Consider the following 25,201-nt stretch of genomic DNA (forward strand, 5'->3'; position numbering starts at 1 on the left):
GGAATCTTCTATATCATATCTAGAGATGCAGGGGGGGTCAATTTGTTAAATAAAGAAGATGTAAAGTATATAGATAACGTTGGAAGAATTGTCCTGCCGACAGATATAAGAAAACGGTTGAAAATTCATCCACAAGATTTTATTGAAATCTATCAAGAAGAAAGTCACATTGTGATAAAGCCTTATTGGCAGGATAAACCTTGTATCGTTACAGGGCAAGTCACCTGTTCCAATAAGGCGCTGTCAGGCGGTGTAGTTGTCAGCCCAGAGGGAGCGAGACTGCTCCTGCAAGATTTACTAGCGCTGCGGCTGCAAAAAGAGATATAAAAAAAGGCTGTCGAGAAAATCTTGACAGCCTTTTTCTTAAATTTTCCATGTTCTCATTTATAATAGGAAAAAGTCTAGTACAGGAAGGTGATTTTCTCATGTTCCACATTAGAAATTATCCTCAGCACGAAGCAGAATTTGTATTGTTAGATCAATTGGATCAAAGAGGATCACCTGATTCGTAAAATTGATCAGTACATTGATTTATTGTTTACTTAAATGATAAGGTTATCTTTGGTGTCTACCGATTTTCCGTTTTTTAAATCATTTGAATATTTTTATAAGTAATAGGATCTTTATAACCAGCCTCTTTAAAACCTTTTAACCTTAATGTGCAACTGTCACATTCACCACAGGCATACTCTTCTCCGTTGTAGCAGGAGGTAGTAAGCTCGTAAGGCACATTCAACTTAAGTCCCAGCGTTATTGTATCCGCTTTACTTAAATTGATAAGAGGAGTATAAATGTTTGTTTTTTCCCCTTCGATATTTCTTTTGGTCGCAAGACGGACCGTATTGTTTAAGCTTTCAATAAACTCTGGACGGCAATCTGGATACCCACTGTAGTCGACTCTACTTACTCCAGTGAAAATAGCTTCTGCTTTAATCACTTCCGCATAAGCTGATGCACAGGAGAGAAAAATTAAATTCCTAGCCGGTACATATGTTATCGGGATGTTATTTTGATTCACTTTTTTCGGTACATCTATATTTTCATCGGTTAATGCGCTGCCTCCTAAATTTTTTAAAAAATCAATATTTACAATTTTATGCTCTTGTACTTGATAATGCTCTGCAATTTTTTTAGCTTGTTCCACTTCTCTGGAATGTCTCTGCCCATAGTAAAACGTGAGGGCATGCAACTTGTATCCTTCATTCTCTGCAATTCCCATGCAGGTGGCACTGTCTAATCCACCGCTTAAAACAACGACTGCTTTCTTATCATTCTTTTTAATATTAAACACCCCTTTCTTTCGGATCCCAAATGATTTTGTGAATCTGAAGATTAACTTGAATATCTTTCCGCCGGCTGTTTAGAACTTTTTTGACTAGATTCGCTGGCTTCATCGTCTCCCAAACCGGACTCATTAATAGCCGGCCCTTTTTATGATGCTTGTCAATAACATCCATGGCGATTTGAAAATCGTTTTCAGATCCTATAACAAATTTGATTTCATCATTTTCATCTAATAAATCAAAGTTTTCATAGATCATTTTTTCCATTTCTCCACTTTCTGGTAGTTTAAAATCCATTATAAATCGAACTTTATTGGACATTTTAGGGGATTGACGCCTCATGTTTATAAAAGTCTTTAAATGAATAGCACCATTTGTTTCAATATGAATATCTTTAATTACATCGATTTTAGCCAGCCTCTGAATTAAAGCTAAAGATTTTTCCCCATGGATTAAGGGCTCTCCCCCGGTTAAACAAACATAATGGTTTGCCAAACGGGACACCTTCTGTGCGATCTCTTCTATTGTAGCTTCAAACTCGGGTTTGCTGGGGGCATAGCTGTATTTTGTATCGCACCACACACAACGCAGATTACAATGAAACAGCCTTATAAATGTCGTCTGTTTTCCCACAGCAGATCCTTCACCCTCTATTGTTTCGAAAATTTCGACCATTGGTAATACTGTTGTATCTGCATTCATTTTACGCTCATCACCCTCCCGCGCTCTGATAATGTTTCAGAGAGAATTTCCAAAATATCGCGCTACATACTAGAAAACCAATAACATATAAGAAATACTGATAAACGTTTGTTTCATTAGACACATCAAGAAGGCGTTCCACCGGTACATTTGCGACGATCACTATAGGAAAAATAAAAACAAAAATTATTCTGCCAATCCCTTTAAAAAAAGACGTCGGATATCTAAATAGCGTCATTGCCCCTAAAAACAATTCGTGCAGACCGTCAACTTTCGTAATCCAAATCGATAATGTCATAGTGATAAACCAGAGTGCGTAAGCCAGCACTACTCCGGTTAAAATAAGGAACAAATATTCAAATATTTGGTTTATTTGTAAGGCGACATGTAGATTGATCAATGCATATATAACAAGCAAAATTGCTGGAATTAAATTCCCGAAATTCCCCATATCTAATTTCCGCAAAGAAATAATAAACTGGCTGTTTACGGGCTTTAATAAAAGAAGATCCAAGGTTCCTTTATTAACCAATGATGGGATATAGGGAAGGTTATTGATAAACAATACAAAAATTAAAGATTTTAATATCTCGCTTGTTCCGATTAGTAAATAAATGTCATATATACTCCATCCATTGACGTTTTCCACATAACCAAAGAGTGTATTGAAAAAAATTAGTGTAATGACAAACCATATGAGACTGTCAATAATATTCATAAAGAAGTTGGTTCTGTACATCATTAAATTAATGCTATTGATTTTAACAATGTGGAGAAAAAGAGTGATGTATCTCATTTCATGCACCAACCGATTCATATTTTGACATCGCACGTTTCCACGCATACTTCGAAAAAGCAGAAAGTATGCCGATCCATATAAGTTGAATAAATAAGCCGTAAAAGATTTCTCCCATTCCCAAACGGCCAAGATATATGTTTACAGGAAAATCAATCAAATAGGCAAATGGGAGATTTTTAACGATATGAAAAAATGGGTCCGGCAAAAGCTTTAATGGAAATAGCGTACCTGATAGCAGTTCAAGCAAAATATCTACTGTAAAAAAGAACGAAGCTATCTCAACAAAATAAAAAGAAAATAGAGAAACAAGAAAATACAAATTATAATACAAAATCATCGCCAAGATGGCAGCTGCAATCAGACCTGCTAAATCATGAAAATCAGGAAATAAAAAATATTCTCTATTGCAAAAAGAAATAATTCCTATTGGAATAATAACAAGCGTTAATTGGACCAGCTTATTTCCGGTATTTTTTGAAAACCAGAATCCCCAGTATGAAATAGGTTTTGTTAAATATTTTGAAAGTTCACCGCTGCTCACCTCATCTTGAATTGACCAGTGGAAAGAAGGAAGCAATAAGATCTCGAGAATCTTTGCTATAATTAAATATGTAATCATTGATTCAATTGTGTAGCCTTCAATGATTTGTTTTTGATCGTAGACATTCTGCCATAAATAAATGACTGCAATAAGTGGAAGCAGGCTAAATGCCATATACAGCAGGGTGTTGAGTCGATACTGAAAAGCCGTCTGTATGGCCATGAGCCCCGGCTTAATATATTTTCTCAATTTTTTTCAACTCCGACATGCTCTGATTGTTTATAAATCTCCTCTAATAAAGATTGGATTTCTGTATGCTTCTCCTCAAAATGAATAATATCGTAATTATTGATAATATCCCTCAAAGCCTGACTGAATGTATTTCTACTAATTTTCAAAAGAACAGTATGATCCAGTTCTTCGATGATTTCACCATATTGCTTCAAAAGCGAAAGGTTTTCCATTTCTGATAGGGTGATCGACAACAACTTGTATTCATCATCGTTTAAACCTGGCAAACCTTTAAAGCTCCCATTATAATAAAGCGCTCCATCTCGCAAAATCATAATTTGCTCACAAAGCTCCTCGATATCCTGTAAATAATGGCTCGTTAAGATAACTGTCACTTCCCGTTCCCGGCAGTATGACTTCAAGAATCGTCTAATATTTTTTTGAGCAATAAAATCTAAGCCAATTGTTGGCTCATCCAAAAATAAAATCTCAGGAGAGTGAAGTAGCGCGGCTACCAATTCACATTTCATTCTTTCGCCAAGAGAAAGATTTCGAACGGGAGATCTCACAACATGCTTCACATGCAAAGCGGTTGTCAGTCGCTCTATATGATCCTCAAACTCAGCTTGGGCAATCTGATATATTTCTTTATGGAGCAAAAATGTTTCGTATGGTGTAAGATCCCACCACAATTGATTTTTTTGTCCTAATACAACCCCTATTTTCTTTAAAAACGCCGGTTCTTTTTTATGCGGCGTAAATGAATCGACCGTTATCCTCCCTGAAGTCGGTGTAATCAAACCCGTCATCAGCTTAATTAAAGTTGACTTGCCTGCCCCATTTGCACCGATAAGACCAATAATTTTTCCTTTTGGAATTGAAAAAGAAACATTGTTTATAGCATGAATGACTTCTTTTTCTCTATGAAATAGACTCTTAACGGAATTCCAAAATCCTTCATCCATTGAAGCTCTGCTGAATGAACGTGATACATTTTCGACCTGTATGAACATAACCAAATCCTTCCGTTGATAAGTTTTAAAATTTGAAAATTTCTGCGAACTCAGTGCCGACCTGCATACCTCTATATGCATTTAACCCTTTAACCCCATTTTCCAATTGGAGGATGGCTCCTTGAGATTTATATGCGCTTAAAGCCTCCATTTTTTGGTCTATCACACTACTGATATCACTGACTAATTGATAAGTGGTTAACGGAGTCCAAATCTCATACTGCAAACATCTTTTGATCTTGTTTTTGTTTCGCAGAAAATTAGAGCGGTTTAAAAATAATGCCTCACTGGTAATTTCATGAACAATTCGATGGTCACGGTCAGCTTCTTCCGAGTGAGGATAGTATACATAATCAGGCCGATAATCATCTATATGCATCAGCACTCTTTCAACAAGATCTCTTCTATAGGTGAGCGCCCGGTCTTTTTCTTTTAAAAAATGAATATCTTGTGTGCCGATGATTGCGCAAGCTCTTTTGCATTCGTTTTCACGTATTTGAATATTTTGTTCAATGCTGCCATCGATTCCGGAAAGTTCGCCCTTTGTGACGATAATAATTCTCGCCTGATCCCCGCGTTTAATCGCTTTGGCAATTGTTCCCCCGCATCCGATCATTTCATCGTCATGATGTGGCGCGATGACTAAATGTTTTCTGTTATTTGTGTGCATTCACTTTCTCCTTTCTTTAAGAAAGCTTTGTGATGTAGATCATAAACTCGCTGCCTCGCTTGAAAGGTTCTCTATTGTAATCCCCATAAAAGTCTAAAACAGTAAAACCTCTGGATTTTAGAAGATAAAACAGTTCTGTCGGTAGTGAATATCTAGTTAAAAACTTGAATTCGTATTTCTCCGTTGCTTTATCACCTTGATGTATTTCAAATAAACAATAAGTTGATACAATTTGTTTATAATGGTCTATTCGAAATATACTTTGGGATTTAATATATTGATGATCTTTGGAGGGATTAGCTGTGTTTCCAAAATCTTTTTGCCTCTTGTCGTAAGGACAGACTTGCGGCGGCGATATGATGTCAAAAATAAACTTGCCTTCAGGTTTTAGCAGTTGCTTAATTTTTTTTAGCGCTTCGACCTGATCTTTTGGGGTCAAAAGATACTCAAAAACACCACCGCTCATAAAAATATAATCAAATTGGCTATCACAATGGAAATTTTTTATATCGGCCTTCTCAAAATGTATACGTTCTAATGTTTTCTGGTCAGATGTAGCAAGTTTCCTTTTTGCATTTTCAACCATCCCTGCGGAAATATCGATAGCATGAACGGTTGCACCGTTTTGGGCTAATTGAAAGGCCAGTCGGCCAGATCCGCATCCGATGTCAAGAATTGTGATACCTTCCTTTACAAAGCTGCTGTAGAAATCAAATAGTCCGTCCGGTTCAGGAATTAATTTATCATAAACGCTAGAGATATTGTCATACTGTTGTATTTGCTGAACCACTCTTTTTTACACCTCTTTCAAATGATTTGCTTTCCTTTTTAAACCCCATGAAAAATGCAATCTGCCATAAAGAAAGATAAATAGCTACACCCGTACCAAACCTATTTTTCAAAGGAGTCCAACTTTTTAGCATGCTTTTCAACAGGTTGCTAGGAGGAGAATACCATTCTTTATTCGATTTAACCCCTCTTGCTTGTCCCCTTCCATAGTTGTAAGAGCTTTTCAAATCGCCTAACAGCGTCAAGGCAGGATGTATGACTTGGGCACTATCATCGTATCCGATGCTGAGATCAGCCCTCCTCACTCTTGCATCAAAATCATAATCTTCTGTCCAGTTTATTTGATCGTCAAAATAATAGTTGTCTATTTGATCTAAAATATTCTTTCTAAATGCTAAAGGGGGGGAATACGCATTTTTTTTAGTAGTATGAATATGTCTGGAAGTTGCAATTATTTTTTCTGTTTTTGACCGGTAGGCAAAAAGAACCCTTCCTTTAGCTAACGGATGTTTATACAACATGTTGTATAACTTATCTATACAGCCTTTTCTAAAAATACAATCTGAATCCATTAGCAGAACATTATTTTTGCTTGAAGACTTGATTCCTTCGTTATAAGCCTTTGCAAGATTTGGAAAGGGAAGATAGACCATTATTGCATTGTGTTTTTTGGCGATATTTTCAACTTGTTTGGTTGCGCCGTTGAGTACGACTATAATTTCTGCCTCTATGTCTATGCTTTTTAAACAATCGTCAAGTCTAGGGTCATTATAAGCTGGTATTACGATTGACAGATCTATCAATGCTACTCACCTTTTTTAAAGTATTTTCCAAATCATTCAACACAGGATCTAAAATATAAAACTCTCCCCAATCCTTTAAGTTAGTCAAGACGCCTTTTGAACTTCTGAATGTCTCCAAACCAGGTGTATGAAAATATGTGAGGTCTATTGTTTTGCAAAAATCATGAATGTCAGTCACAATTGAATCCTTTATTGGCATGCAATAGTGTACAACTGCTTTATAATGTTGCTGCTTGGAGGTTAAATAATTCTTTATTCGATTTAAAAGTGAATCTTGATATAATTTTTTCATTCTTAAAGCTTCTTCTTCGGATATATCCTCTGTTTGTATCCAATCGTATGCGCAAAATGCCGGATTCATTTGATATTCATAAGGGATAACGCCTGCATTAGACAATATGATGGGGTGTATCCTTTCAAATTTATTTGTTATCTTTCTTATTTTTTTTCCAATATAAGAAAAGTCATATGGTTTTGCCCATGTGCAGACTTGGAATAAAATGATGTCTTTTCCGGCTGGCGGAAGGTACTCATCACTACAAAAGAATTTTTGCCATTGTTCAAATTCTTCGTGAAAGATATGGTCGCTGGTCGCCCCTCTCTTAAAGAAGGTTTCCCCCTTATAGATGTTTTTCAGTTTGTATTCCGGAAAGTTTGGATAGGTAGAACTCATGAACACTCACCTCATCTTATTTTTTGATTAAAAAATGATTTAAGAATAGAAAATCTAGCTCAGAACAAAAAAATGAACGAATTGCATCCTTCGGTGAACAAACGATCGGCTCATTTCCAATATTAAAAGACGTATTTAAAACAGCTGGTATTCCGGTTTCTTCATAAAAACATTGAATAAGCTCCCAATAAGGTGAATTCACCTCTCTATCTACGATTTGAGGCCTTGTGGAACCATCGATATGAGTTACTGCCTGAAGCAACTCTAGCGAGGATTTATGTATTGTTGCGTTTAAAAGCATATAAGGAGATGCCGTTACCTCGTTTATCGCCATCGTCTGATTCTCTGCATTAATGCTAGGTGCAAGTGGGCGCCATTGTTCCCTTTCTTTTATATAATTTACCCTTTGAAGCATTGTTTTGCTTTGCGGATTGGCCAGAATGCTTCGGTTTCCTAAAGCTCTTGGTCCGAATTCCATTCTTCCGGAAAATCTAGCTCCGACACTTCCTTTTTTTAAAAGCTCGACTGCAGCTTCGTTTATGCCATTCTCAAAAAACTCATATTTAATTTTGTATTGTTCTAGCAAATCTTTAATTTCTCTATCACTAAAGGCCGGTCCTGAATAGACATGGTCTTTCGAAAGCTTTACATCAAAACCCAGTTCTTTAGACAGCATTGCTCCTGCCCCTAATGATACTCCTGCATCAGATGCAGCGGGCTGTATAAAAATATCTTTAACTTCTTCTAAGTCAAGCAGTTTCCTATTGCTTACACAGTTAAGCCCGACGCCGCCGGAGATGCATAATCGAGAGCAACCGGTAATCTCTATCGCCCTCTTGGCAAGGTAGATCAAATTCTCTTCCAATGCTTTTTGTCCAAAAGCTGCCACATGATTATAAGATAATGCATCAAGTTGATCGTATAGTTTAGCCCCTTTGTGGTCGTAGACATAATGTGCTGAATTTCTCTTTTCACCGAATTTTTTATAAAAGTAACGTACCCAATCTGTTAAAATTTGATTATAAGTTCTTCTATATCCATCATGTTTGTTGACAATTAACGGGACGTTCCCTTCCCATACTCCATAAGATGACAAGCCCATTGTTTTTCCTTCTCTAAATCTGCCCAGACCAATATATTTTGATAACCCCTCATAAAAGATTCCCAAGGAACATTCCAAAGGGTAAACTTCAAGATAATCGATATGCCCTTTTTCTCCTTTAGCGATTGTGATGGACTCTTCCTCGCCCGAACCGTCTACTACAAGTATTGCTGCGTCATCAAATCCGGAACTATAGTATGCGCCAGCAGCGTGGGCTTGATGGTGGGGATACATTTGTAGTGTTGGGTCTTTTTTTCTCGGAAACATATTTTTAGGGAAAACACAATGCAAGATATCTTTAGTTGTCAGCCTTTGTTTGTCGCCATACTCAATTTCAAGTTTTTCCACATCCCAGCCTAATGCTATATAGTCGACTTCATCTGCTGTAATACCTGCTTCGTGCAAGCAATAAGAAATAGAATGAACGGGCACTGTGTCAAAAGCTTTTTTTCTTCTTATAAATCGTTCTTCTTCAGCGGCAGCGAGCAATTTTCCTTGATAAAATAAACTTGCACTCGTATCGTGCACACCTTTATCCCAACCATTTATACCTAGCACGTACATTAAAACACCTCATCATATTTTTCTTCTAATCTCCAAAAATTCTTGCGGAAGAAAAATTGATCTAACCGCTTTTCTGATGAAAACATATAGATCTGTATGAATATATAAATCTTTTATTGCGCTGTACTCAAGGTTTAATTTTCCTATTTCATCATTTAATTTTTCCTTATTTAAAAAAGGTTCTTCTTCCACTTGATAGCTACTAAAATTTTTATGTTTTTCCTCCAAGTAAAAGCCCATCTCGTGGAGATGCTTGAATAGAAGATACTCTCTTTGTCCGAGACGATCCGCACTAATATTCAGATAAATCAAATCCCCTGGTTCGCCTTTCAATACTTCTTGTGCCCTCTGTAACCATAAATCTATGCCTTGCCCATGATCGAGGGGATCACAATGGAATACGTCGTATTTCTTTTTAAGCCTGTCAGGGGCTTCATATGTGACATCAAATTCAAATGTTTCAATTTGCAACCCTTCCCGTCTGTTGATGGATTCTATAAAAGACACGAGATCGCTGTCTATATCACCTACAGATATGTTAAATGCGTTGCCACTGATTTGGGCAAGAGCAAGGCTTGTTAAATCATCATCGCCGCAAAAAAATACATCTTTCCACGGAGGCACTTTCTCAAAAATTATATTTGCACGCTTAACCGAAGTGGTCCATGTTGCTTGAAACTGCCCATGTTCTTTTTTGTTTCTTATCCGTTCCGGAAAAACCGCAGTTGCGAGATCACCAGCAACCTCAAAGTTCATCAGATCATTTGAAAATTCGATTTCGCCAATTTTGCTTATTTTACATAGTTGGTGATTCCTTAAAACGTAGAGGAGATTTATGGCAATGTGCATCGTTCCGGTTATATTGATGACGTCTTGAATTTTTTTTGCCTTATTTATGCATTGCCACACATACTTTTCAAACTGTGTGAAGCTGATACCGCTCCATAAGTTCCATATGCCAATTATTTTTTCAGCTTGCTTATGTTTAAGAAGATGTCCGATTTCTGTTTCCATATCTATCTTTAAAAAATCTTCATAGCATTTTTTTAAAATGTCTATAAGATCACACCCTATCATTATCAGGATCTACAAAACGATTTGTTTTGTAGATCCTATTTTTTGTTATATCGTCTTAGCGTTGGTTAAAAAAAGTTCTTTTTCTTCAAGCTCCAATTCGTCAGTCAAGAGCAAATCTTCAGAAATTTGATCTTCCTCTTTTTTCACGATTTCTTTTTCCACAAGATCACCTCCTTTCAAGTTTTTCGTATCTCGCACTGGCTTCATTGGTTTCTTGAACTTCAATCCATTTAATATGCGGCTGATTCCTCTTTGCGTTGCATAATGATTCTATTATCTCGAAAAAAACCTGAGCGACCCTTTCGGTGCTCGGCTCATATCCTCCTTTTATTTTGTTAAATTCGTCAAAATCATTTAGCACATAATGATCATACTTTTTCTCTAAATGGTGCTTCACTTCACGAAAATCTATTAACATATCTTTTTCGTCTAATGCTGAACCGGTAATGCAAAAGGTAACCTTGTAGTTATGGCCATGAAGCCTTGCGCATTTTCCCGCACCTGTGACTTTATGGGCGCAAGAAATCCAGAAATGTTTAGTTAATGTATAGATATATTGATTACTCATGGATTTAACCCCTTTTTTATACTATGTTTATACAATTTAATTTTCGGATTAAGAAGCAATTTAAATTTTCCATTTATGCATATAAGTATTGCAAAATTCGGATAATTAATTATAGGTTTCACGTAAGATATTTGTTAAGGAAACAATAAGGTGTTTATCATGATGAAAAATAACTGTGCATTTCAAAGAGGATAGAATTTATTGGTTTAGTTTAAATTCTAGGCTTGAAGGATTAAGTTAAGCGCCGTTTGAATGACAAATACATGTGTTAGAATGTTCTTTTAAAAACTGGCTTTGCTACATGAATTGTAAATATAGATATATATTTGTTTGCTGGCGTTTCATTTAGTTTTAAACGAATTAACATTTGTTTAAAACGAGGTATATCAAAATTGTCATTTTTACTCTTTAATTCAACTAATTATCCATTGATGTAATAAAATGTATCTAAATGCAATATAACACCGTCGTTTTGTCGAAGTAAGGTGAAAATTGTCGTTTTTCCTTAAAAATTAATGAATTTGAAATATTGCTGCTTTTAAGAGTAATTCTACTCATAAAAAATGTGTTCCTTAGATTTTGATACTGAAAGGAAAGATTCAATATTTAAGGGCTGTACCTATTAAAATTTATAAAATATAAAATATACAGTAAGAAATAAACTATCGTTTTATCAAGTTTTAAGGGAAATCAATCAGTAATTTTTTAATTTGAAAATACTTTTACAGTTTTTTTTTAGTTAATAAAAATTGTATGGGAGAGAAGTCATCCAATTTTTTAGATGAAATGGTTAATAAAAAATTATCGTAAGATTGAATAATTATTTTGGCCATGATAACTTTATGGGTCCATGCAGATTTGCTAGCTTGATGCGTAAAATCAAAAAAACTGTTCTCACATGATGAGAACAGTCAGACCGTAGACAAACCCCACCTTTACTTCAAGTAAAAGTGGGGTTTTCACTTATTTCGATAAAATCTATCTGATGTCTTACGCTGGACATGGTTCTTTCCATGTCCAGTTTGCTAATTTTTTAAGATTCATGGTAGCGAAAGTAAGCATCGCTTGCATTCAAATTTTTTTTAGTCCATGAAGTTTCGTCCAACGCATACCATGCTTTTCTTTTGCATCCGCAAAGGCGCCTTCTATTGTTTCTTTCCGTTTTGCATAGATGTCCATATTCATTTGTGTGAGTCTCAGATGGTCTGCTTCATCTAGATAGTCCTGCCAAATATGCTGATGAATTTGTTTGGTATGATTTTGACTTTGTGTACAGTTCTCTAGAAATGAGCAGGATTTACATACCTCTGAATCGGACGTATATTGCTTATAGCCTTCTCTAGTTGTTGTACGATAAGAAAGAATTTGCCCGTTTGGGCAAATGTAACAATCAAAATGTGCATCATACACATATTCATTCTTTTTCAAGTAACCAGCTTTTGTTCTCGGACGAGTGTAAGGCATGACAGGTCTTATCTCTTATCCATTAAAAACTTGGCGATGTAAGGATGTTTTATATCCAGCATCTACTGCAACTACATTTGGTTTTCCGACTTTCTTTGTCACCTTTGATACGAGTGAATCTAACATACGACTATCATGAACATTTCCACCAGTGACCAGTGATCCTAAAATAAATCCTTTTGAATCACAAGCTGTATGAAATGAATAAGCAAATAACTTTTCACGTTCATCCTTTACATAGTAGCCACTCTCTGGTTCAGTTGTACTGACCTTGATTTCTTTTTCCTTTTCTTTATTCTGTAGGGGAAGGGCTTTTTTCCATGTTCTTCACAATCAATATTGATCTCCTCATGAAGCTGATTTTGATAACTTCGTGTTTCTACTCGAACGATTTTCTTTTCAAGTTTTTTCTTATTAGCGTTCGCTTTTACATGGGTTGAGCAATGAAGGCGATAGAAGGGTCAACGAGACATTTTTTCATCGCTTCTCTTAAGATTCGGTAAAAAATTTGTTCAAATAAATCTGTATCGTGGAAGCGTTTCACGTAGCTCTTAGCGAAGGTAGAAAAGTGCGGAATTTTCTCCGAAAATCCATATCCAATAAACCAACGATAAGCCACATTGGTTTCAATTTCTTTAATGGTTTGACGCATGGAGCGAATGCCGAATAGATATTGAATCAAAACCATTTTAATGAGAACAAAGGGATCCACACTTGGTTTACCGTTAACAGAACTATAATGATCTTTGACGAGATCATAAATTAAATCAAAATCGATCGCTTGATCAATTTTTCGTACAAGATGATCTTTAGGTACTAATTCATCTAAAGCCACTACTTCTAGTTGATTTCTTCTTTCTTCTTCATGTTTCCATAACATGTTCATCCCCCACAGAATTGTGTTATTACCCTTATTATATAAAAAAGCTTGTAGACTTTGTCTACAAGCTGACTGTTCTCACATGATGAGAACAGCCTTTTTTCATCATACTGGATTCAAAATCCGGTTTAAGAATTGTTTTGTTCGTTCTTCCTTTGGTCGTTTGAAAATTTCCTCTGGAGGACCTTGTTCGACGATGACGCCGCCATCAATAAAAATCACTTCGTCCGCCACTTCTTGGGCAAACTTGATTTCATGTGTGACAACCGCCATCGTCCAGCCTTCTTTCGCTAGATCCTTCATGACCTTTAAGACTTCTCCGACAAGCTCAGGATCTAGCGCAGAGGTTGGTTCATCAAAAAGCATAAGCTCTGGCTGAATGGCAAGTGCACGGGCAATGCCGACACGCTGCTTTTGACCGCCTGACAGCTGGAAGGGATACAAATCTTTTTTATCCTCAAGTCCTACCTTTTGCAGGAGCTGAATCGCTTCTTTTCGCACCGCTTCTTTCGGACGGCGCTGGACTTGGACTGGACCTTCCATCACATTCTCAAGAACAGTGCGATGTGGGAACAGATGATAATCTTGAAACACCATGCCTGACTTCCGGCGAAGCTTGAGCAAATCAGCTTGTTTATTTTTTTTAGAAAAATCAATCGAGAAATCATCGAAGGTAAAGGAGCCGGCATTTGGAATTTCAAGTGCATTTAAACAGCGAAGCATCGTTGTTTTTCCTGAACCTGATGGACCAAGGATCGCCACAACCTGCCCTTTGTTGATCGTAAAATCAATCGACTTTAAAATCTCATTTTCACCAAAGGATTTGTTTAAGCCTTTGACTGTTAGCATGTCGTTCCCTCCTTACCTTGCGACATATCGATCAAGTCGTTTTTCAATTTGGTGTTGAACGAGCGATAGAATGAAGCAGAATACCCAATAAATCAGGGCTGCTTCCATATAAATAAATAAAATTTGATCCAAGTTCGCCGCAGCAATTTCTTGTGATTTACGGAACATCTCTGCCACGAGGATTTGGGAGGCAAGCGATGTATCTTTCACCAAACTAATGAATGAATTAGACAGCGGCGGAATCGATACACGCACTGCCTGCGGTAAAATCACGCGGACGAGCGTTTTGCGATGGGTCATCCCAATCGAATACCCCGCTTCCCATTGTCCTTTTGGAACAGAGAGGACGGATGCACGAATAATTTCCGAAGCATACGCACCTACGTTTAAAGAAAAAGCGATGATAGCACTTGGATAGGGATCAAGTGTGATATTAAATGTCGGAAAGAAATAGAAAATAATAAACAATTGCACAAAAAGCGGCGTTCCGCGAACAGCCGACACATAGATAGAAAAAATCCATCTGAGCGCTTTGATTTTAGACATTCTAGCAAGAGCTGTCACAAGCGCGATAAAAAGACCAATGATAAAGGCAATGATGGCGAGGGGAATTGTATAATAAATTCCCTGCATCACCATTGGCCAAAAAGATTGCTGAAGAAGATCCCACGGAATGACGACTCCGAGGATATTATTTTGTAACATCTTCACCAAACCATTTCTTAGAAATCTTAGCGAGTGTACCGTCTTTCTTCATTTCTTTTAGTGCGCCATTCACTTTGTCAACGACTTCGCCGCTGCCTTTTCTGAAGGCAAAATACGTTTCTTGTGGATCTCCTGTTTCAAATGCAACTTTTAGGTTTTTGTTACCGCTTGTTTTCAAGTAATTCAAGACAGCCAATTTATCATTGAACGTCAAATCAGCACGCCCTTGCTGTATCAATTGAATGGATTGTGCAAGACCTTCAACCCCTTCAATTTTAGCGCCAGCATCTGTAGCTAATTTGTTGTAGTTACTTGTTAATGATTGTGCTGCTTTTTTGCCTTTCACATCAGAAAGTTTCTTGATGTCATTGTTATCTGATTTTGTCACAACAATGGCTTGAGATGTTGTGTATTTATCAGAGAAATCATATTGATTTTCACGTCCAGTTTTACCAACTTGGTTCGCTACCACATCAAAACGTTTTGAATTCAGACCAGCAAACATGCTGTCCCATTGTGTTTCTTTGAATTCTGGTTTTAAGTCAAGACGTTTTGCGACTTCTGTGATGACCTCGACATCATAGCCAGTTAATTTATCTGTCTTTTTGTCATGGAAGGTGAAAGGAGCATATGTACCTTCTGTACCGATGGTTAATACGCCTTTATCCTGAATGGACTTCCAAAGGTCACCTGATTCCTTAGACCCAGATTGTTTATTTGCGCTGTCGTTTGCAGATGATCCACATGCTGTGATCAATGCAACACAAGCGCCTAAAATAATGGCAAAGAACATTTTTTTCATTTTATTCCCCACTTTTCTTGTTGGTATTTACAACATATGATCTTACAGAGAAGCAACCTAAAAGTAAAGCATTTGAAACTAGCTTGAGCGAATCTCACCAACTTTATGCCCTGAACCCAATTCTTTCAAACCTCCATTCTCTACAATGTCTATTTGCTCTTAGTTGTGCGAACATTACTAAAATAAAGACTTTGTAACAGTGACGATAGAAGGAAGCATATTTATTATAAAAGATGTATAATTAGTAGGTTGTTTTGAAAATGGAATAATCACATGGAGACATGTTTTGATAACAGAACATCTTAGAAGAAGGAGGGCATCATTGTGGATGTTGGACAAAATCAGCCCGAACAATTGAAAAGGGCGATGACCTCCCGCCATTTATTTATGATTTCTCTTGGCGGTGTCATTGGGACAGGCTTTTTCCTTGGAACAGGCTATACGATTGGACAAGCAGGGCCAGTTGGAGCTGTTCTTTCCTATATAGTGGGCGGATTGATTATGTATTTAACCATGCTGTGTCTTGGAGAGCTGTCAGTCGCGCTTCCTGTGTCGGGGTCGTTTCATACGTATGCGACGAAATTTGTGAGTCCTGCAGCAGGATTTGCTGTTGGCTGGATTTATTGGCTTGGCTGGGCAGCCACCGTGGCGCTGGAATTTTTATCAGCAGGGCAGCTGATGAGACGCTGGCTTCCACAAGTGGATGTGTGGATTTGGTGTCTCATATTTGGGCTGTGTTTGTTCTTATTAAATGCCAGGTCAGCGAAAGCGTTCGGGGAGTCGGAGTTTTTCTTTTCAACCATTAAGATTGTTGCCATCTTACTATTTATTGGCGTAGGCGGAGCGGCGATGTTTGGTTTTATTCAAACGACGAGCGGGGAACCAGCTCCTTACTTTAGTCATTTTGTGAGTGACGGTCTGTTTCCGAATGGCTTGCTGGCCGTTGTCGTCACGATGATCACGGTGAATTTTTCGTTTCAAGGGACGGAGCTGATCGGGATTGCGGCAGGAGAAAGTGAAAATCCGGAGAAAACCGTACCTCGCTCGATTCATCAGACGGTTTGGCGCACCCTTGTCTTTTTCGTTTTATCTATTTTTGTCTTAGCGGGTATGGTGCCTTGGAAAGAAGCGAGTGTGCTGCAAAGCCCATTTGTCACTGTGTTTGAGAGAACAGGCATTCCTTATGCGGCAGATATCATGAACTTTGTCATTATCATTGCTTTATTATCTGTGGCGAACTCTGGCCTATATGCCTCTACGAGAATGCTGTACTCTTTGTCGAAGGAAGGAATGGCAGGGAAGGCGTTTAGACGAGTCAATCAGCGGGGCATCCCGATGAATGCCTTACTGCTCACTTTCCTGTTTACAGGTATTTCGTTATTATCAGGATTTTTTGCAGAGAAAACCGTTTTTGCTTGGATCGTGTCTATTGCGGGCATGAGTGCCCAAACCGGCTGGATTACGATTACATTATCACAGCTGCTTTTCCGCAGAAGATATTTGAAAGCAGGCGGAAAGCTGGAAAACCTAAAATTTAAAACCCCTCTTTATCCGGTACTGCCGATCATTGCGATCACGCTGAATTCGATTGTGCTAATCAGTCTTGCCTTTGATGCGGAGCAGCGGATTGGGCTGTATGTCGGCGTACCGCTCATGATCATTGGATATGTTGTCTATCACCGCTATGTGAAAAAACATCAGGTGAAAAGTGAACCGCTCCAGTTGCAAATCCACGGAGATGATGAAATTCGGTTTTAATTCGAAAAAAGAAGCCTTCCCATTCGGGAGGCTTCTTTTTCAATTTAATGCACGCCTTTCATCGCTTTCTTAATCACCGGTGTAAGCAGGAGCATGACACCACATAAAATGATGGCGAGCATGCCGATGATCCCGAAATAGACGGTTTCTGGCACTTTATCAAATAGCTTGACCACTTGCGCATTGATGGCCTGTGCCATTGCATTTGAAAGGAACCAAAGGCTCATCGTTTGCGCTGAGAAGGCAGCAGGTGCCAGTTTTGTTGTGGCTGACAGCCCAACTGGTGATAAGCAAAGCTCTCCGATGACGACAAGGAAGAAGCTTAGAACGAGCCATAGTGGGCTTACAAGTGTATGTGGTCCAGACATGTAGGCAGGAATGATCATGATGATAAAGGATAATCCTGCGAACAGAAGGCCAAGTGAGAATTTAATCGGGGTAGACGGCTGTTTCTTACCGAGTCTGACCCATAACCAAGCAAATACTGGTGACAGGAGCACAATAAAGATTGGGTTCAATGATTGGAACCAAGAAGAGGCTAATGTCATGCCAAGGAAATTCAAGTTTGTTCGCTGATCTGCATATGTGGCTAAAATATTTGAGCCTTGTTCTTGAATGGCCCAGAACATCACCGCAGCTAGGAACAATGGAATATAAGCGAGTACCCTCGACTGCTCCACTGCACTCGTTTTTTTACTAAAATACATCACAATAAAATAAACAATTGGAATCAGCACACCAAGGACACTGACAAACCAAGTGAATAGATTAATCGTGAGCGCTCCTGTTTGAATACCGATGACAGCAAAAACAGCAAGTACAATCATGATCAATGTACCGAAAATTTTGAAGTTCTTGCGTTCAGCAGCTGATAGTGGATTTGTGACATAAGTGCCGGCAAGTCCAAGATTCGGCTTTTTCGTGATGACAAACGTAATAAGTCCAACAAGCATACCAACGGCAGCGAGTGAGAAACCAAGGTGGAAATTCACTTTTTGACCGAGTGTTCCGACAATTAATGGGGCGATAAAACCACCCATGTTGATCCCCATATAGAAAATACTGAATCCAGAATCCCTGCGAGGGTCTGTTTTTGTATACAGGTCACCGACTATGTTTGAGACGTTCGGCTTTAGGAGACCTGTCCCAATAATAATCAGCCCCATACTAATAAAGAGCGCTGTTGCACCGCTAGGTAGTGCCAAAATGACATGACCAAGCATAATGAATACCCCGCCATAAAAGACCGTACTGGATGAACCAAATACCCGGTCGGCAAGCCATCCGCCAATAATGCCTGACATATAGACAAGCGCACCATAGACAGACATGATCGAATTAGCGGTTGTCTGGTCGAAGCCAAGACCGCCTTTTGTCACCTCTGTGTACATATAATAAATAAGCAGTGCACGCATGCCATAATAAGAAAAACGCTCCCAAAATTCAGTGAAAAACAGTGTGTAAAGTCCTTTAGGATGTCCAAAAAAACCTTTTTGAGGAACACTTTTAACAATTTTATCGTGGTCAATTGTAGACATGGCATAGATCCTTTCTTAAAAAAAGAGATATGAGAAAAATGATATTCTTGTATAGTTCTTGTGTCAATATAAAACTATTCTAAAACAGGAAAATGTTAGTTCAATAGGCGTAAATACTCAAAAAGATGAAAAATTCGCTCAAGTATAAATCATCGGAAAGTTATTCCAGAAGAATTTATATAAAATTTGAAATATCGTACAAGCAAACCTTTCCCACATGCATAGGATGACAAGAGGACATGTGTAAAAAGGAGGGGTTTTCATTGGGGGATGTAAATGAATCTGATCTGAAGAAACCCATTGTCAATGTATTAGACTTTGGCGTGATTGCTGACGGGAAAACGGACTGTACAGCGAAACTGAACGAATGCCTGGAATGGACAAAAGCACAGGGCTACTCCCACGTCTGGCTGCCGAGTGGAACGTATGTCATAGATGCGGTGTACAGGGGGGATCAATTTTTTCCTTTTCGTCATGCCGGCATACGAGTGCCAAGTCATATTTGTATTGAGATGGCATCAGATGCCGTCATCAAAGTGAAACCAAATGATTCGTGGGGATATGCAGTCTTTTATATAGGAGAGGTAGAGCATGTGACCATTCGGGGCGGGCGGATTGAAGGCGACCGTGATGAGCATGTGTACAAGGCACTCCCGCCAGAAAGAAAAACACATGAATGGGGCTTCGGGGTGTGTATTGAAGGTGCTTCCCATGTGAATATTGATCGTGTTCAAATCAACAATTGTACGGGAGACGGTATCATTGTCAGTCCGCACGGTTTATTGACCCATATCGAATCGTACTCGCCTGCTTCGTCAATTCATATTTCTGGCTGTACCATCACTGATTCAAGGCGAAACAATATTTCTATTACAGGCTGTGATGGTGTCATTGTGGAAGACTGTTTGCTTGAAAGGGCAGGGGTAAACGGGGTCGAGCCAAAAATGGGCATTGATATTGAAGGATACGGAGAAAATGCGACCAACTTGGAGGAACCGCTGAATATTCAAATTCGAAACAACATAGTCAGAGGCGGCGCAGCCAGCTCTATCTATAATTTCAACGGCTATGGTGTGATCATTGAAGGCAATCAAACGGACAGCAGTATCTCCTATGGCTTCGCCACTGAAATGATCATTGCGAATAATTTGATTCGTGCAGTGGGAGGGGGCGTGACAAAAGCAGGGATTACGAGTTTAGGAGTGCCGCTTGATCAATCGGAAAACAATGTGATCATTATTGGCAATATGATTGAAGGATTTGAAAAGGGTATTGATGTGAGGGGAGACAGCGTGCACATCACAGGTAATAAAATCAGTCTTTTTGAAGATGCGGCTGTGTCTGTCTATATGGCCAATCGTATTTTAATAGAAGGAAACCATATTGAGTCAGGGACAAACACACGGCTTAGAAGTACATCGCTGCGTATTTATCAATCAGACAGCATTGTTTTTTCAAACAATACCGTCTACTCTGTCATCGATGCGGCGATGGTCAGAGGAACGAATATCTTAATTCAGCATAATCAATTCAAGGAATTCAGCCGAGGGATATGGGTGCAGGAGGGAGAAGCGGGGATCAACGGCAATCACTTTATTCAAGAAGGACATTCACAGCTCGCATCTTCGTATACAATCAGCGTGACAGGAAATGCAAAGGCTTTCATATGGCAGAATCGTTTTAAGCACTATCAAAACTATGCCGTCTACAGCAATACGACCGCTCCTTTAGAGATTAAAGACAATTCCTTTGAAGAAACGTCCTTATATGTGGTGATGTACATTAAAAATGGCTCACCTCAAATTGGAGATAACCGCTTTTATTTAAATCGTTCGATCGGACAGCCGACAGCCGTTTTTCTTGATGAGGTTGTCTCAGCACGTGTGCTGCGGAATAACATCATTAATCTCTCTCCTCAAAAAGCGATTGCCGTCCGCACCACATCTTCCACTCATTCGGTGATTGCCCATAACGTACTAGAGCGCAGTCAATTGATGACGCACTCCACGGACCGGCTCATCGGAAATATTGAAATTGATCCACCGTAAACGCCTGTAAATCCCTTTTTTTGGAGGTTTAGAAGGCGGTTGACAATCATGTAAAAAGGGCATATAGTAATAATTATTTTTCATTTTTCACAACATTTGCCCTTTTTTTATGGATAAAACCGATTAATTCAATCAGAAAAATGTATCTTGTAAAATAATCACTTGATACAAGGAAGATATAGAAAGGATGAAGAACAAGTGTCACAGCCGAAACGGAAGCTCAAGCTAGGCGTATTCATCGCGGGAACTGGACATCATGTCGCCTCTTGGAGACATCCGAAAGCAGTACCAGACGCAGCCATGAATCTTGATTACTTTAAACAATTAGCGAAAAAGGCCGAGGAAGGGAAGCTGGATTTGCTCTTTTTAGCCGACAGCTTATCAATTAATCATACATCTCATCCAAATGTATTAACGAGATTTGAACCGCTCACCCTGCTTTCTTCGATTGCAGAGTCTACCTCAACAATTGGTTTAGCAGCAACAGCATCAACTACATACAGTGAGCCATTCCATATTGCGAGACAGTTTGCCTCACTCGATCATTTATCAGGCGGACGAGCAGCATGGAATGTGGTCACATCTTCTATTGAAGAAACAGCGAAAAATTTTAGCGGAGAAGAGCATTTAGCACACCACAAACGATACGAACGAGCTGAAGAATTCGTCGATGTCGTCAAAGGTTTGTGGGATTCTTGGGAAGAGGACGCCCTTATCAGAAACCAAGAAACAGGGGAATTCTTTGAGTCTAGTAAGCTTCATGAGCTGCAGCACAAAGGTGAATTCTTCTCCGTACGGGGACCGCTTAACGTATCACGCACACCGCAAGGACAGCCGGTGATCATTCAAGCAGGATCTTCTGAAGATGGTCAAAAGCTTGCGGCTAAAACGGCTGAGCTTATTTTTACGGCACAAAACGATCTCGACAAAGCGAAGGAATTTTACCAAAGCTTGAAGGGAAAAGTAGAGGCTGCTGGACGAGCTAGAGAGGATGTCAGCATCATGCCGGGCATCTTCCCAATCATTGCCGATACAGTAGAAGAGGCAAAAGCGAAGTATGAAGAATTACAAGAGCTGATTGTTCCAGAAATCGGCCTTAGCATTTTACAAAACTACTTAGGGGGTATTGATCTTTCGCAGTATCCACTAGACGGACCGCTTCCAGAGATTGATCCAAGCGCGTCAAATGCCGTGAAAAGCCGCTTTGACCTTGTGATGAATATGGCGAGAAAGGACAACCTGACCATACGCCAGCTCTACCAATCTGTTGCAGGGTCCCGTGGGCACCATATCTTCATTGGAACACCAGAGCAGCTAGCAGATGTGATGGAGACATGGCTCGTTGAGGAAGCAGCCGACGGTTTTAACGTGATGCCGCCATTATTGCCAGAAGGACTTGATGCCTTCGTAGACCGCGTCGTTCCGATCCTTCAGGAAAGAGGCCTGTTCAAAACAGAATACACAGGACAAACTTTACGAGAAAATCTCGGATTAAAACAGCCAAAAAATCGCTACACGACATAAAGGTGAGGTGACTAACGTTGGGATATACGTTTCGTCTGGCAACTGAGGATGATATAGAAGCGCTACTTGAACTGACAACAAGAGCCTATGAGCCGATTCGTGAGCTCGGCATCCAGTTCCAAGCAGCACATGCAGATATCGCCCTCGTTCAGAAAAATGTACAAAAGAACCTTTGCTATGTAATGGAAGAAAACGGAGAGCTTCTCTCCACCTTATCACTCCGTATGCCGTGGGGAGAACAGCCAGGACCATTCGGCGTTCCGCATATTTGGTGGTTTGCTTCAGAACCAGCGGCAAAAAAAGGCACAGGCTCAGCCTTGCTTGAGTGGGTTGAAACGGAAGTGCTAAGGGACACACTAAAGGTACCGTTTGTCTCTCTTGGGACAGCTGATAAGCATCCGTGGCTCATGGACATGTATGAGCGTAAAGGCTATGTCAGAGCAGGTGAAAAGGATCTAGGCAAAGGCCATATCACCATTTATTTTAAAAAACAATTAAGATCAGATATTACACAACCATAAGAGGAAAGAAGGGTGTACGAACATGAAAAACAAAAAGTGGCTAGTTGTTTTATTTGCGGCAATGCTTGCAGTGTTAGCAGCATGCGGCGGGGGTAATCAGAGTGAAGGCAAAGACGAGAAAGTGCTTAAAGTGGGCGCTACAGGCCAAAGCTATCCATTTGCTTATAAAGAAAACGGCAAACTAGTAGGATTTGATGTCGAGGTCACAGAAGCCATTGCGAAAAAGCTAGGCTACAAACTAGACTGGCAGCTGAGTGAATTCAGCGGACTGATGGGCCAGCTGACATCTGGTAAGCTGGATACCGTATCAAACCAAGTTGCGATTACAGATGAGCGTAAACAAACGTTCAACTTTACAGATACGTATGCATACGCAGGAACACAAATCATTGTCAAGAAGGACAACAAGGACATTAAAGGACTTGACGACTTAAAAGGAAAAACGGTGGCGGCTGTTCTTGGCTCAAACCATGCCAAAAACCTAGAGAGCAAAGACCCAGACAAGAAAATCAACATCAAAACATATGAAACACAAGACGGTGTCTTAAATGAAGTGGCAAATGGCCGTGTAGATGCTTACGTCAACGGACGCAGTGTCTTGTTAGCTCAAATTGAAAAAACAGGACTTCCACTCAAAATCGTCGGCAACCCAATCGTATATGAAGAAGTCGGCTACCCATTTGCCAAAGATGAAAAGCACGACAAGCTAAGAGAAGAATTCAATCAAGCGATCAAAGAATTAAGAGAAGACGGAACACTGAAGAAATTGTCTGAGAAATATTTCAAAGACGATGTCACAGTTCCAATTAAAAAATAACAACAGCGGCGGTGAAAAGCAGACATGAATCACATTGATTGGCAGTATATGGTGACGGTTTTTCCAACCTTGATTCAATACTTGCCGATAACGATCTTCATGGCGATTGTCTCCATGGTATTTGCCATTATCATTGGTGTGGTATTCGCGCTTATAACGAAAAACCGGATACCTGTCTTATACCAATTTGCCAAGCTGTATATTTCTTTTTTCAGAGCGGTTCCAACTTTGGTTCAGCTCTTTCTCATTTATTTTGGTCTTCCGCAGCTATTCCCTGCGATGACCTCAATGGATGCCTTAACAGCGGTCATTATCGGTTTAAGTATTAAAAACTCAGCGTACTTAGCAGAAATTTTTAGAGCGGCTCTTAATTCAGTGGATGAAGGGCAGCTTGAGGCCTGTTTATCTGTCGGCATGACAAGATGGCAGTCTTACGTCAGAATTATTTTCCCGCAGGCCGTCAGAAATGCCATTCCAGCGACGGGGAATACCTTTATTGGACTTTTAAAAGAAACATCGCTTGCCTTTACCATTGGGGTGGCAGAAATGTTTGCGCAAGGGAAAATGATTGCATCGGCCAATTATAAGTACTTTGAAACGTATTTAGCGGTTGGCATTGTGTATTGGGTGCTCACCATCATTTATAGTTTCCTACAAGACCTATTTGAACGAAAAATCAGCAAACCTTACCGGAATTAAGGAGGTGTGGACATGATCAAGCTCACCAATTTGAAAAAATCATTCGGCGACCTTGTCGTCTTAGACGGAATTAATCTTGACGTGCAAAAAGGGCAGGTTGTGGCCATTATCGGACCTTCTGGCTCCGGTAAATCAACATTGCTACGCTGTCTAAATCTATTAGAAACGCCAGACGAAGGTACGATTGAAATTGGCGATGCGAAGCTGAATGCGTCTAAATATACACGTAAAGAAGCCCATCACCTGCGTCAGCAAACGGCCATGGTGTTTCAAAACTATAATTTATTCAAAAACAAAACAGCCTTGCAAAACATTACAGAGTCACTGCTTGTGACGAAAAAAATGACAAAACAGCAGGCAAATGAGATTGGTATGAAGCTATTGAAACAAGTAGGGCTAGAACAAAAAGCTGACAGCTATCCGGTTACACTATCCGGCGGTCAGCAGCAGCGAATCGGGATTGCCCGTGCGTTAGCGGTCGATCCACATGCGATTTTGCTGGATGAACCAACATCAGCACTCGATCCAGAACTTGTCTCAGGTGTGCTTCAAGTGATTAAATCCATTGCCATCCAAGAAACAACGATGATCATCGTGACACATGAAATGGCGTTTGCAAGAGAAGTAGCAGATCATGTGATTTTTATGGCAGATGGTCATATCATTGAGCAGGGAACGCCAACCGAACTATTTGACGAAACGAAGAATGAACGAACAAAACGATTTATCCAAAAAGAAGCAGCGGCTGAAGAAGCATAAGCTGCTTTTTACTCTTTAGAGG

At 39.4% G+C, this 25,201-nt stretch carries 24 protein-coding genes and 1 pseudogene; 8 read left to right on the forward strand and 17 right to left on the reverse strand.

What is annotated here, in order from left to right:
- The first annotated feature begins 42 nt into the window (after positions 1 to 42).
- Entirely contained in the window at positions 43 to 327 is a 285-nt protein-coding gene (locus NSQ52_RS02105; RefSeq protein WP_041508244.1) for an AbrB/MazE/SpoVT family DNA-binding domain-containing protein, read from the forward strand.
- A 259-nt stretch (positions 328 to 586) separates the two neighbouring features.
- On the opposite strand, the gene queC is transcribed toward NSQ52_RS02105, so the two are convergent.
- The 16 genes and pseudogenes from queC to tcyA form a co-directional block, all read right to left on the reverse strand.
- Positions 587 to 1,282, reverse strand: coding sequence for a 7-cyano-7-deazaguanine synthase QueC (queC, locus tag NSQ52_RS02110; protein WP_082515459.1), 696 nt, complete (start codon positions 1,280 to 1,282; stop codon positions 587 to 589).
- A gap of 1 nt (position 1,283) precedes the next feature.
- On the reverse strand, positions 1,284 to 1,985 hold the full coding sequence (locus NSQ52_RS02115; protein ID WP_251185572.1) for a radical SAM protein: 702 nt from the start codon (positions 1,983 to 1,985) through the stop codon (positions 1,284 to 1,286).
- 10 nt (positions 1,986 to 1,995) lie between these two features.
- On the reverse strand, positions 1,996 to 2,781 hold the full coding sequence (locus NSQ52_RS02120) for an ABC-2 family transporter protein (protein ID WP_056703580.1): 786 nt from the start codon (positions 2,779 to 2,781) through the stop codon (positions 1,996 to 1,998).
- A 1-nt stretch (position 2,782) separates the two neighbouring features.
- Positions 2,783 to 3,574, reverse strand: coding sequence for an ABC-2 family transporter protein (locus tag NSQ52_RS02125; RefSeq protein WP_056703577.1), 792 nt, complete (start codon positions 3,572 to 3,574; stop codon positions 2,783 to 2,785).
- On the reverse strand, positions 3,571 to 4,521 hold the full coding sequence (locus NSQ52_RS02130) for an ATP-binding cassette domain-containing protein (RefSeq protein WP_162242778.1): 951 nt from the start codon (positions 4,519 to 4,521) through the stop codon (positions 3,571 to 3,573). The genes NSQ52_RS02125 and NSQ52_RS02130 overlap by 4 nt, the downstream gene beginning before the upstream one ends.
- A gap of 73 nt (positions 4,522 to 4,594) precedes the next feature.
- On the reverse strand, positions 4,595 to 5,239 hold the full coding sequence (locus NSQ52_RS02135) for a PIG-L domain-containing protein (RefSeq protein ID WP_056703571.1): 645 nt from the start codon (positions 5,237 to 5,239) through the stop codon (positions 4,595 to 4,597).
- Positions 5,240 to 5,255: 16 nt separating this feature from the next.
- Complete coding sequence (locus NSQ52_RS02140) at positions 5,256 to 6,029, reverse strand: class I SAM-dependent methyltransferase (RefSeq protein WP_056703568.1); 774 nt, start codon at positions 6,027 to 6,029, stop codon at positions 5,256 to 5,258.
- Positions 6,004 to 6,831, reverse strand: coding sequence for a glycosyltransferase (locus NSQ52_RS02145; RefSeq protein WP_056703565.1), 828 nt, complete (start codon positions 6,829 to 6,831; stop codon positions 6,004 to 6,006). The genes NSQ52_RS02140 and NSQ52_RS02145 overlap by 26 nt, the downstream gene beginning before the upstream one ends.
- Entirely contained in the window at positions 6,797 to 7,504 is a 708-nt protein-coding gene (locus tag NSQ52_RS02150) for a DUF5591 domain-containing protein (protein WP_056703563.1), read from the reverse strand. The genes NSQ52_RS02145 and NSQ52_RS02150 overlap by 35 nt, the downstream gene beginning before the upstream one ends.
- Positions 7,505 to 7,520: 16 nt before the next feature.
- A complete protein-coding gene (locus NSQ52_RS02155) occupies positions 7,521 to 9,170 on the reverse strand; it encodes a carbamoyltransferase C-terminal domain-containing protein (protein ID WP_056703558.1) in 1,650 nt (549 codons plus the stop codon).
- Positions 9,171 to 9,182: 12 nt separating this feature from the next.
- On the reverse strand, positions 9,183 to 10,184 hold the full coding sequence (locus tag NSQ52_RS02160) for a bis-aminopropyl spermidine synthase family protein (protein WP_162242777.1): 1,002 nt from the start codon (positions 10,182 to 10,184) through the stop codon (positions 9,183 to 9,185).
- A gap of 229 nt (positions 10,185 to 10,413) precedes the next feature.
- Entirely contained in the window at positions 10,414 to 10,815 is a 402-nt protein-coding gene (locus NSQ52_RS02165) for a 6-carboxytetrahydropterin synthase (protein WP_056703552.1), read from the reverse strand.
- Positions 10,816 to 11,805: 990 nt separating this feature from the next.
- A pseudogene (locus tag NSQ52_RS02170) lies at positions 11,806 to 13,159 on the reverse strand (IS1182 family transposase).
- A 105-nt stretch (positions 13,160 to 13,264) separates the two neighbouring features.
- A complete protein-coding gene (locus NSQ52_RS02175; RefSeq protein WP_007498183.1) occupies positions 13,265 to 14,008 on the reverse strand; it encodes an amino acid ABC transporter ATP-binding protein in 744 nt (247 codons plus the stop codon).
- Between the two features lie 12 nt (positions 14,009 to 14,020).
- Positions 14,021 to 14,713: an amino acid ABC transporter permease gene (locus NSQ52_RS02180; protein ID WP_008347286.1), complete on the reverse strand. Its 693-nt coding sequence runs from the start codon at positions 14,711 to 14,713 to the stop codon at positions 14,021 to 14,023.
- Positions 14,700 to 15,515, reverse strand: coding sequence for a cystine ABC transporter substrate-binding lipoprotein TcyA (gene tcyA, locus NSQ52_RS02185; RefSeq protein ID WP_342473873.1), 816 nt, complete (start codon positions 15,513 to 15,515; stop codon positions 14,700 to 14,702). The genes NSQ52_RS02180 and tcyA overlap by 14 nt, the downstream gene beginning before the upstream one ends.
- Positions 15,516 to 15,881: 366 nt before the next feature.
- Here tcyA and NSQ52_RS02190 point away from each other — a divergent pair, with 366 nt between their 5' ends.
- The gene (locus NSQ52_RS02190; protein ID WP_046527513.1) at positions 15,882 to 17,273 is read left to right on the forward strand and encodes an amino acid permease; all 1,392 of its coding nucleotides are present in this window, start codon (positions 15,882 to 15,884) and stop codon (positions 17,271 to 17,273) included.
- Positions 17,274 to 17,317: 44 nt separating this feature from the next.
- Here the strand turns inward: NSQ52_RS02190 and NSQ52_RS02195 are convergent, their stop codons facing one another.
- Entirely contained in the window at positions 17,318 to 18,811 is a 1,494-nt protein-coding gene (locus tag NSQ52_RS02195; RefSeq protein WP_342473874.1) for a peptide MFS transporter, read from the reverse strand.
- 263 nt (positions 18,812 to 19,074) lie between these two features.
- On the opposite strand from NSQ52_RS02195, the gene NSQ52_RS02200 reads away from it, so the two are divergent.
- From NSQ52_RS02200 to NSQ52_RS02225, 6 genes are all read left to right on the forward strand, one after another.
- The gene (locus NSQ52_RS02200) at positions 19,075 to 20,859 is read left to right on the forward strand and encodes a right-handed parallel beta-helix repeat-containing protein (RefSeq protein ID WP_135010133.1); all 1,785 of its coding nucleotides are present in this window, start codon (positions 19,075 to 19,077) and stop codon (positions 20,857 to 20,859) included.
- A 198-nt stretch (positions 20,860 to 21,057) separates the two neighbouring features.
- Positions 21,058 to 22,383 (forward strand): LLM class flavin-dependent oxidoreductase, encoded by a 1,326-nt coding sequence (locus tag NSQ52_RS02205; protein ID WP_017358528.1) that lies wholly within the window; start codon positions 21,058 to 21,060, stop codon positions 22,381 to 22,383.
- A gap of 17 nt (positions 22,384 to 22,400) precedes the next feature.
- Positions 22,401 to 22,904, forward strand: coding sequence for a GNAT family N-acetyltransferase (locus NSQ52_RS02210; RefSeq protein WP_025206740.1), 504 nt, complete (start codon positions 22,401 to 22,403; stop codon positions 22,902 to 22,904).
- 22 nt (positions 22,905 to 22,926) lie between these two features.
- Positions 22,927 to 23,721, forward strand: a complete 795-nt coding sequence (locus NSQ52_RS02215) for an amino acid ABC transporter substrate-binding protein (protein WP_007498164.1) — start codon at positions 22,927 to 22,929, stop codon at positions 23,719 to 23,721.
- A 24-nt stretch (positions 23,722 to 23,745) separates the two neighbouring features.
- Positions 23,746 to 24,420 (forward strand): amino acid ABC transporter permease, encoded by a 675-nt coding sequence (locus tag NSQ52_RS02220; protein WP_007498163.1) that lies wholly within the window; start codon positions 23,746 to 23,748, stop codon positions 24,418 to 24,420.
- Positions 24,421 to 24,432: 12 nt separating this feature from the next.
- A complete protein-coding gene (locus NSQ52_RS02225) occupies positions 24,433 to 25,179 on the forward strand; it encodes an amino acid ABC transporter ATP-binding protein (protein ID WP_007498162.1) in 747 nt (248 codons plus the stop codon).
- Positions 25,180 to 25,201: the final 22 nt, after the last annotated feature.

The sequence above is a fragment of the Bacillus sp. FSL W8-1141 genome, assembly GCF_038593205.1.
Lineage (GTDB): Bacteria > Bacillota > Bacilli > Bacillales > Bacillaceae > Bacillus > Bacillus altitudinis.

What these genes read in the sequence shown, in the direction of transcription:
- NSQ52_RS02180 (WP_008347286.1), bottom strand. Translation starts at nt 14,713, where the DNA reads ATGTTACAAAATAATATCCTCGGAGTCGTCATTCCGTGGGATCTTCTT.
- NSQ52_RS02155 (WP_056703558.1), bottom strand. Translation starts at nt 9,170, where the DNA reads ATGTACGTGCTAGGTATAAATGGTTGGGATAAAGGTGTGCACGATACG.
- NSQ52_RS02215 (WP_007498164.1), top strand. Translation starts at nt 22,927, where the DNA reads ATGAAAAACAAAAAGTGGCTAGTTGTTTTATTTGCGGCAATGCTTGCA.
- NSQ52_RS02175 (WP_007498183.1), bottom strand. Translation starts at nt 14,008, where the DNA reads ATGCTAACAGTCAAAGGCTTAAACAAATCCTTTGGTGAAAATGAGATT.
- NSQ52_RS02120 (WP_056703580.1), bottom strand. Translation starts at nt 2,781, where the DNA reads ATGAGATACATCACTCTTTTTCTCCACATTGTTAAAATCAATAGCATT.
- NSQ52_RS02160 (WP_162242777.1), bottom strand. Translation starts at nt 10,184, where the DNA reads ATGGAAACAGAAATCGGACATCTTCTTAAACATAAGCAAGCTGAAAAA.
- NSQ52_RS02115 (WP_251185572.1), bottom strand. Translation starts at nt 1,985, where the DNA reads ATGAATGCAGATACAACAGTATTACCAATGGTCGAAATTTTCGAAACA.
- tcyA (WP_342473873.1), bottom strand. Translation starts at nt 15,515, where the DNA reads ATGAAAAAAATGTTCTTTGCCATTATTTTAGGCGCTTGTGTTGCATTG.
- NSQ52_RS02130 (WP_162242778.1), bottom strand. Translation starts at nt 4,521, where the DNA reads ATGGATGAAGGATTTTGGAATTCCGTTAAGAGTCTATTTCATAGAGAA.
- NSQ52_RS02150 (WP_056703563.1), bottom strand. Translation starts at nt 7,504, where the DNA reads ATGAGTTCTACCTATCCAAACTTTCCGGAATACAAACTGAAAAACATC.
- NSQ52_RS02190 (WP_046527513.1), top strand. Translation starts at nt 15,882, where the DNA reads ATGACCTCCCGCCATTTATTTATGATTTCTCTTGGCGGTGTCATTGGG.
- NSQ52_RS02135 (WP_056703571.1), bottom strand. Translation starts at nt 5,239, where the DNA reads ATGCACACAAATAACAGAAAACATTTAGTCATCGCGCCACATCATGAC.
- NSQ52_RS02195 (WP_342473874.1), bottom strand. Translation starts at nt 18,811, where the DNA reads ATGTCTACAATTGACCACGATAAAATTGTTAAAAGTGTTCCTCAAAAA.
- NSQ52_RS02220 (WP_007498163.1), top strand. Translation starts at nt 23,746, where the DNA reads ATGAATCACATTGATTGGCAGTATATGGTGACGGTTTTTCCAACCTTG.
- NSQ52_RS02165 (WP_056703552.1), bottom strand. Translation starts at nt 10,815, where the DNA reads ATGAGTAATCAATATATCTATACATTAACTAAACATTTCTGGATTTCT.
- NSQ52_RS02225 (WP_007498162.1), top strand. Translation starts at nt 24,433, where the DNA reads ATGATCAAGCTCACCAATTTGAAAAAATCATTCGGCGACCTTGTCGTC.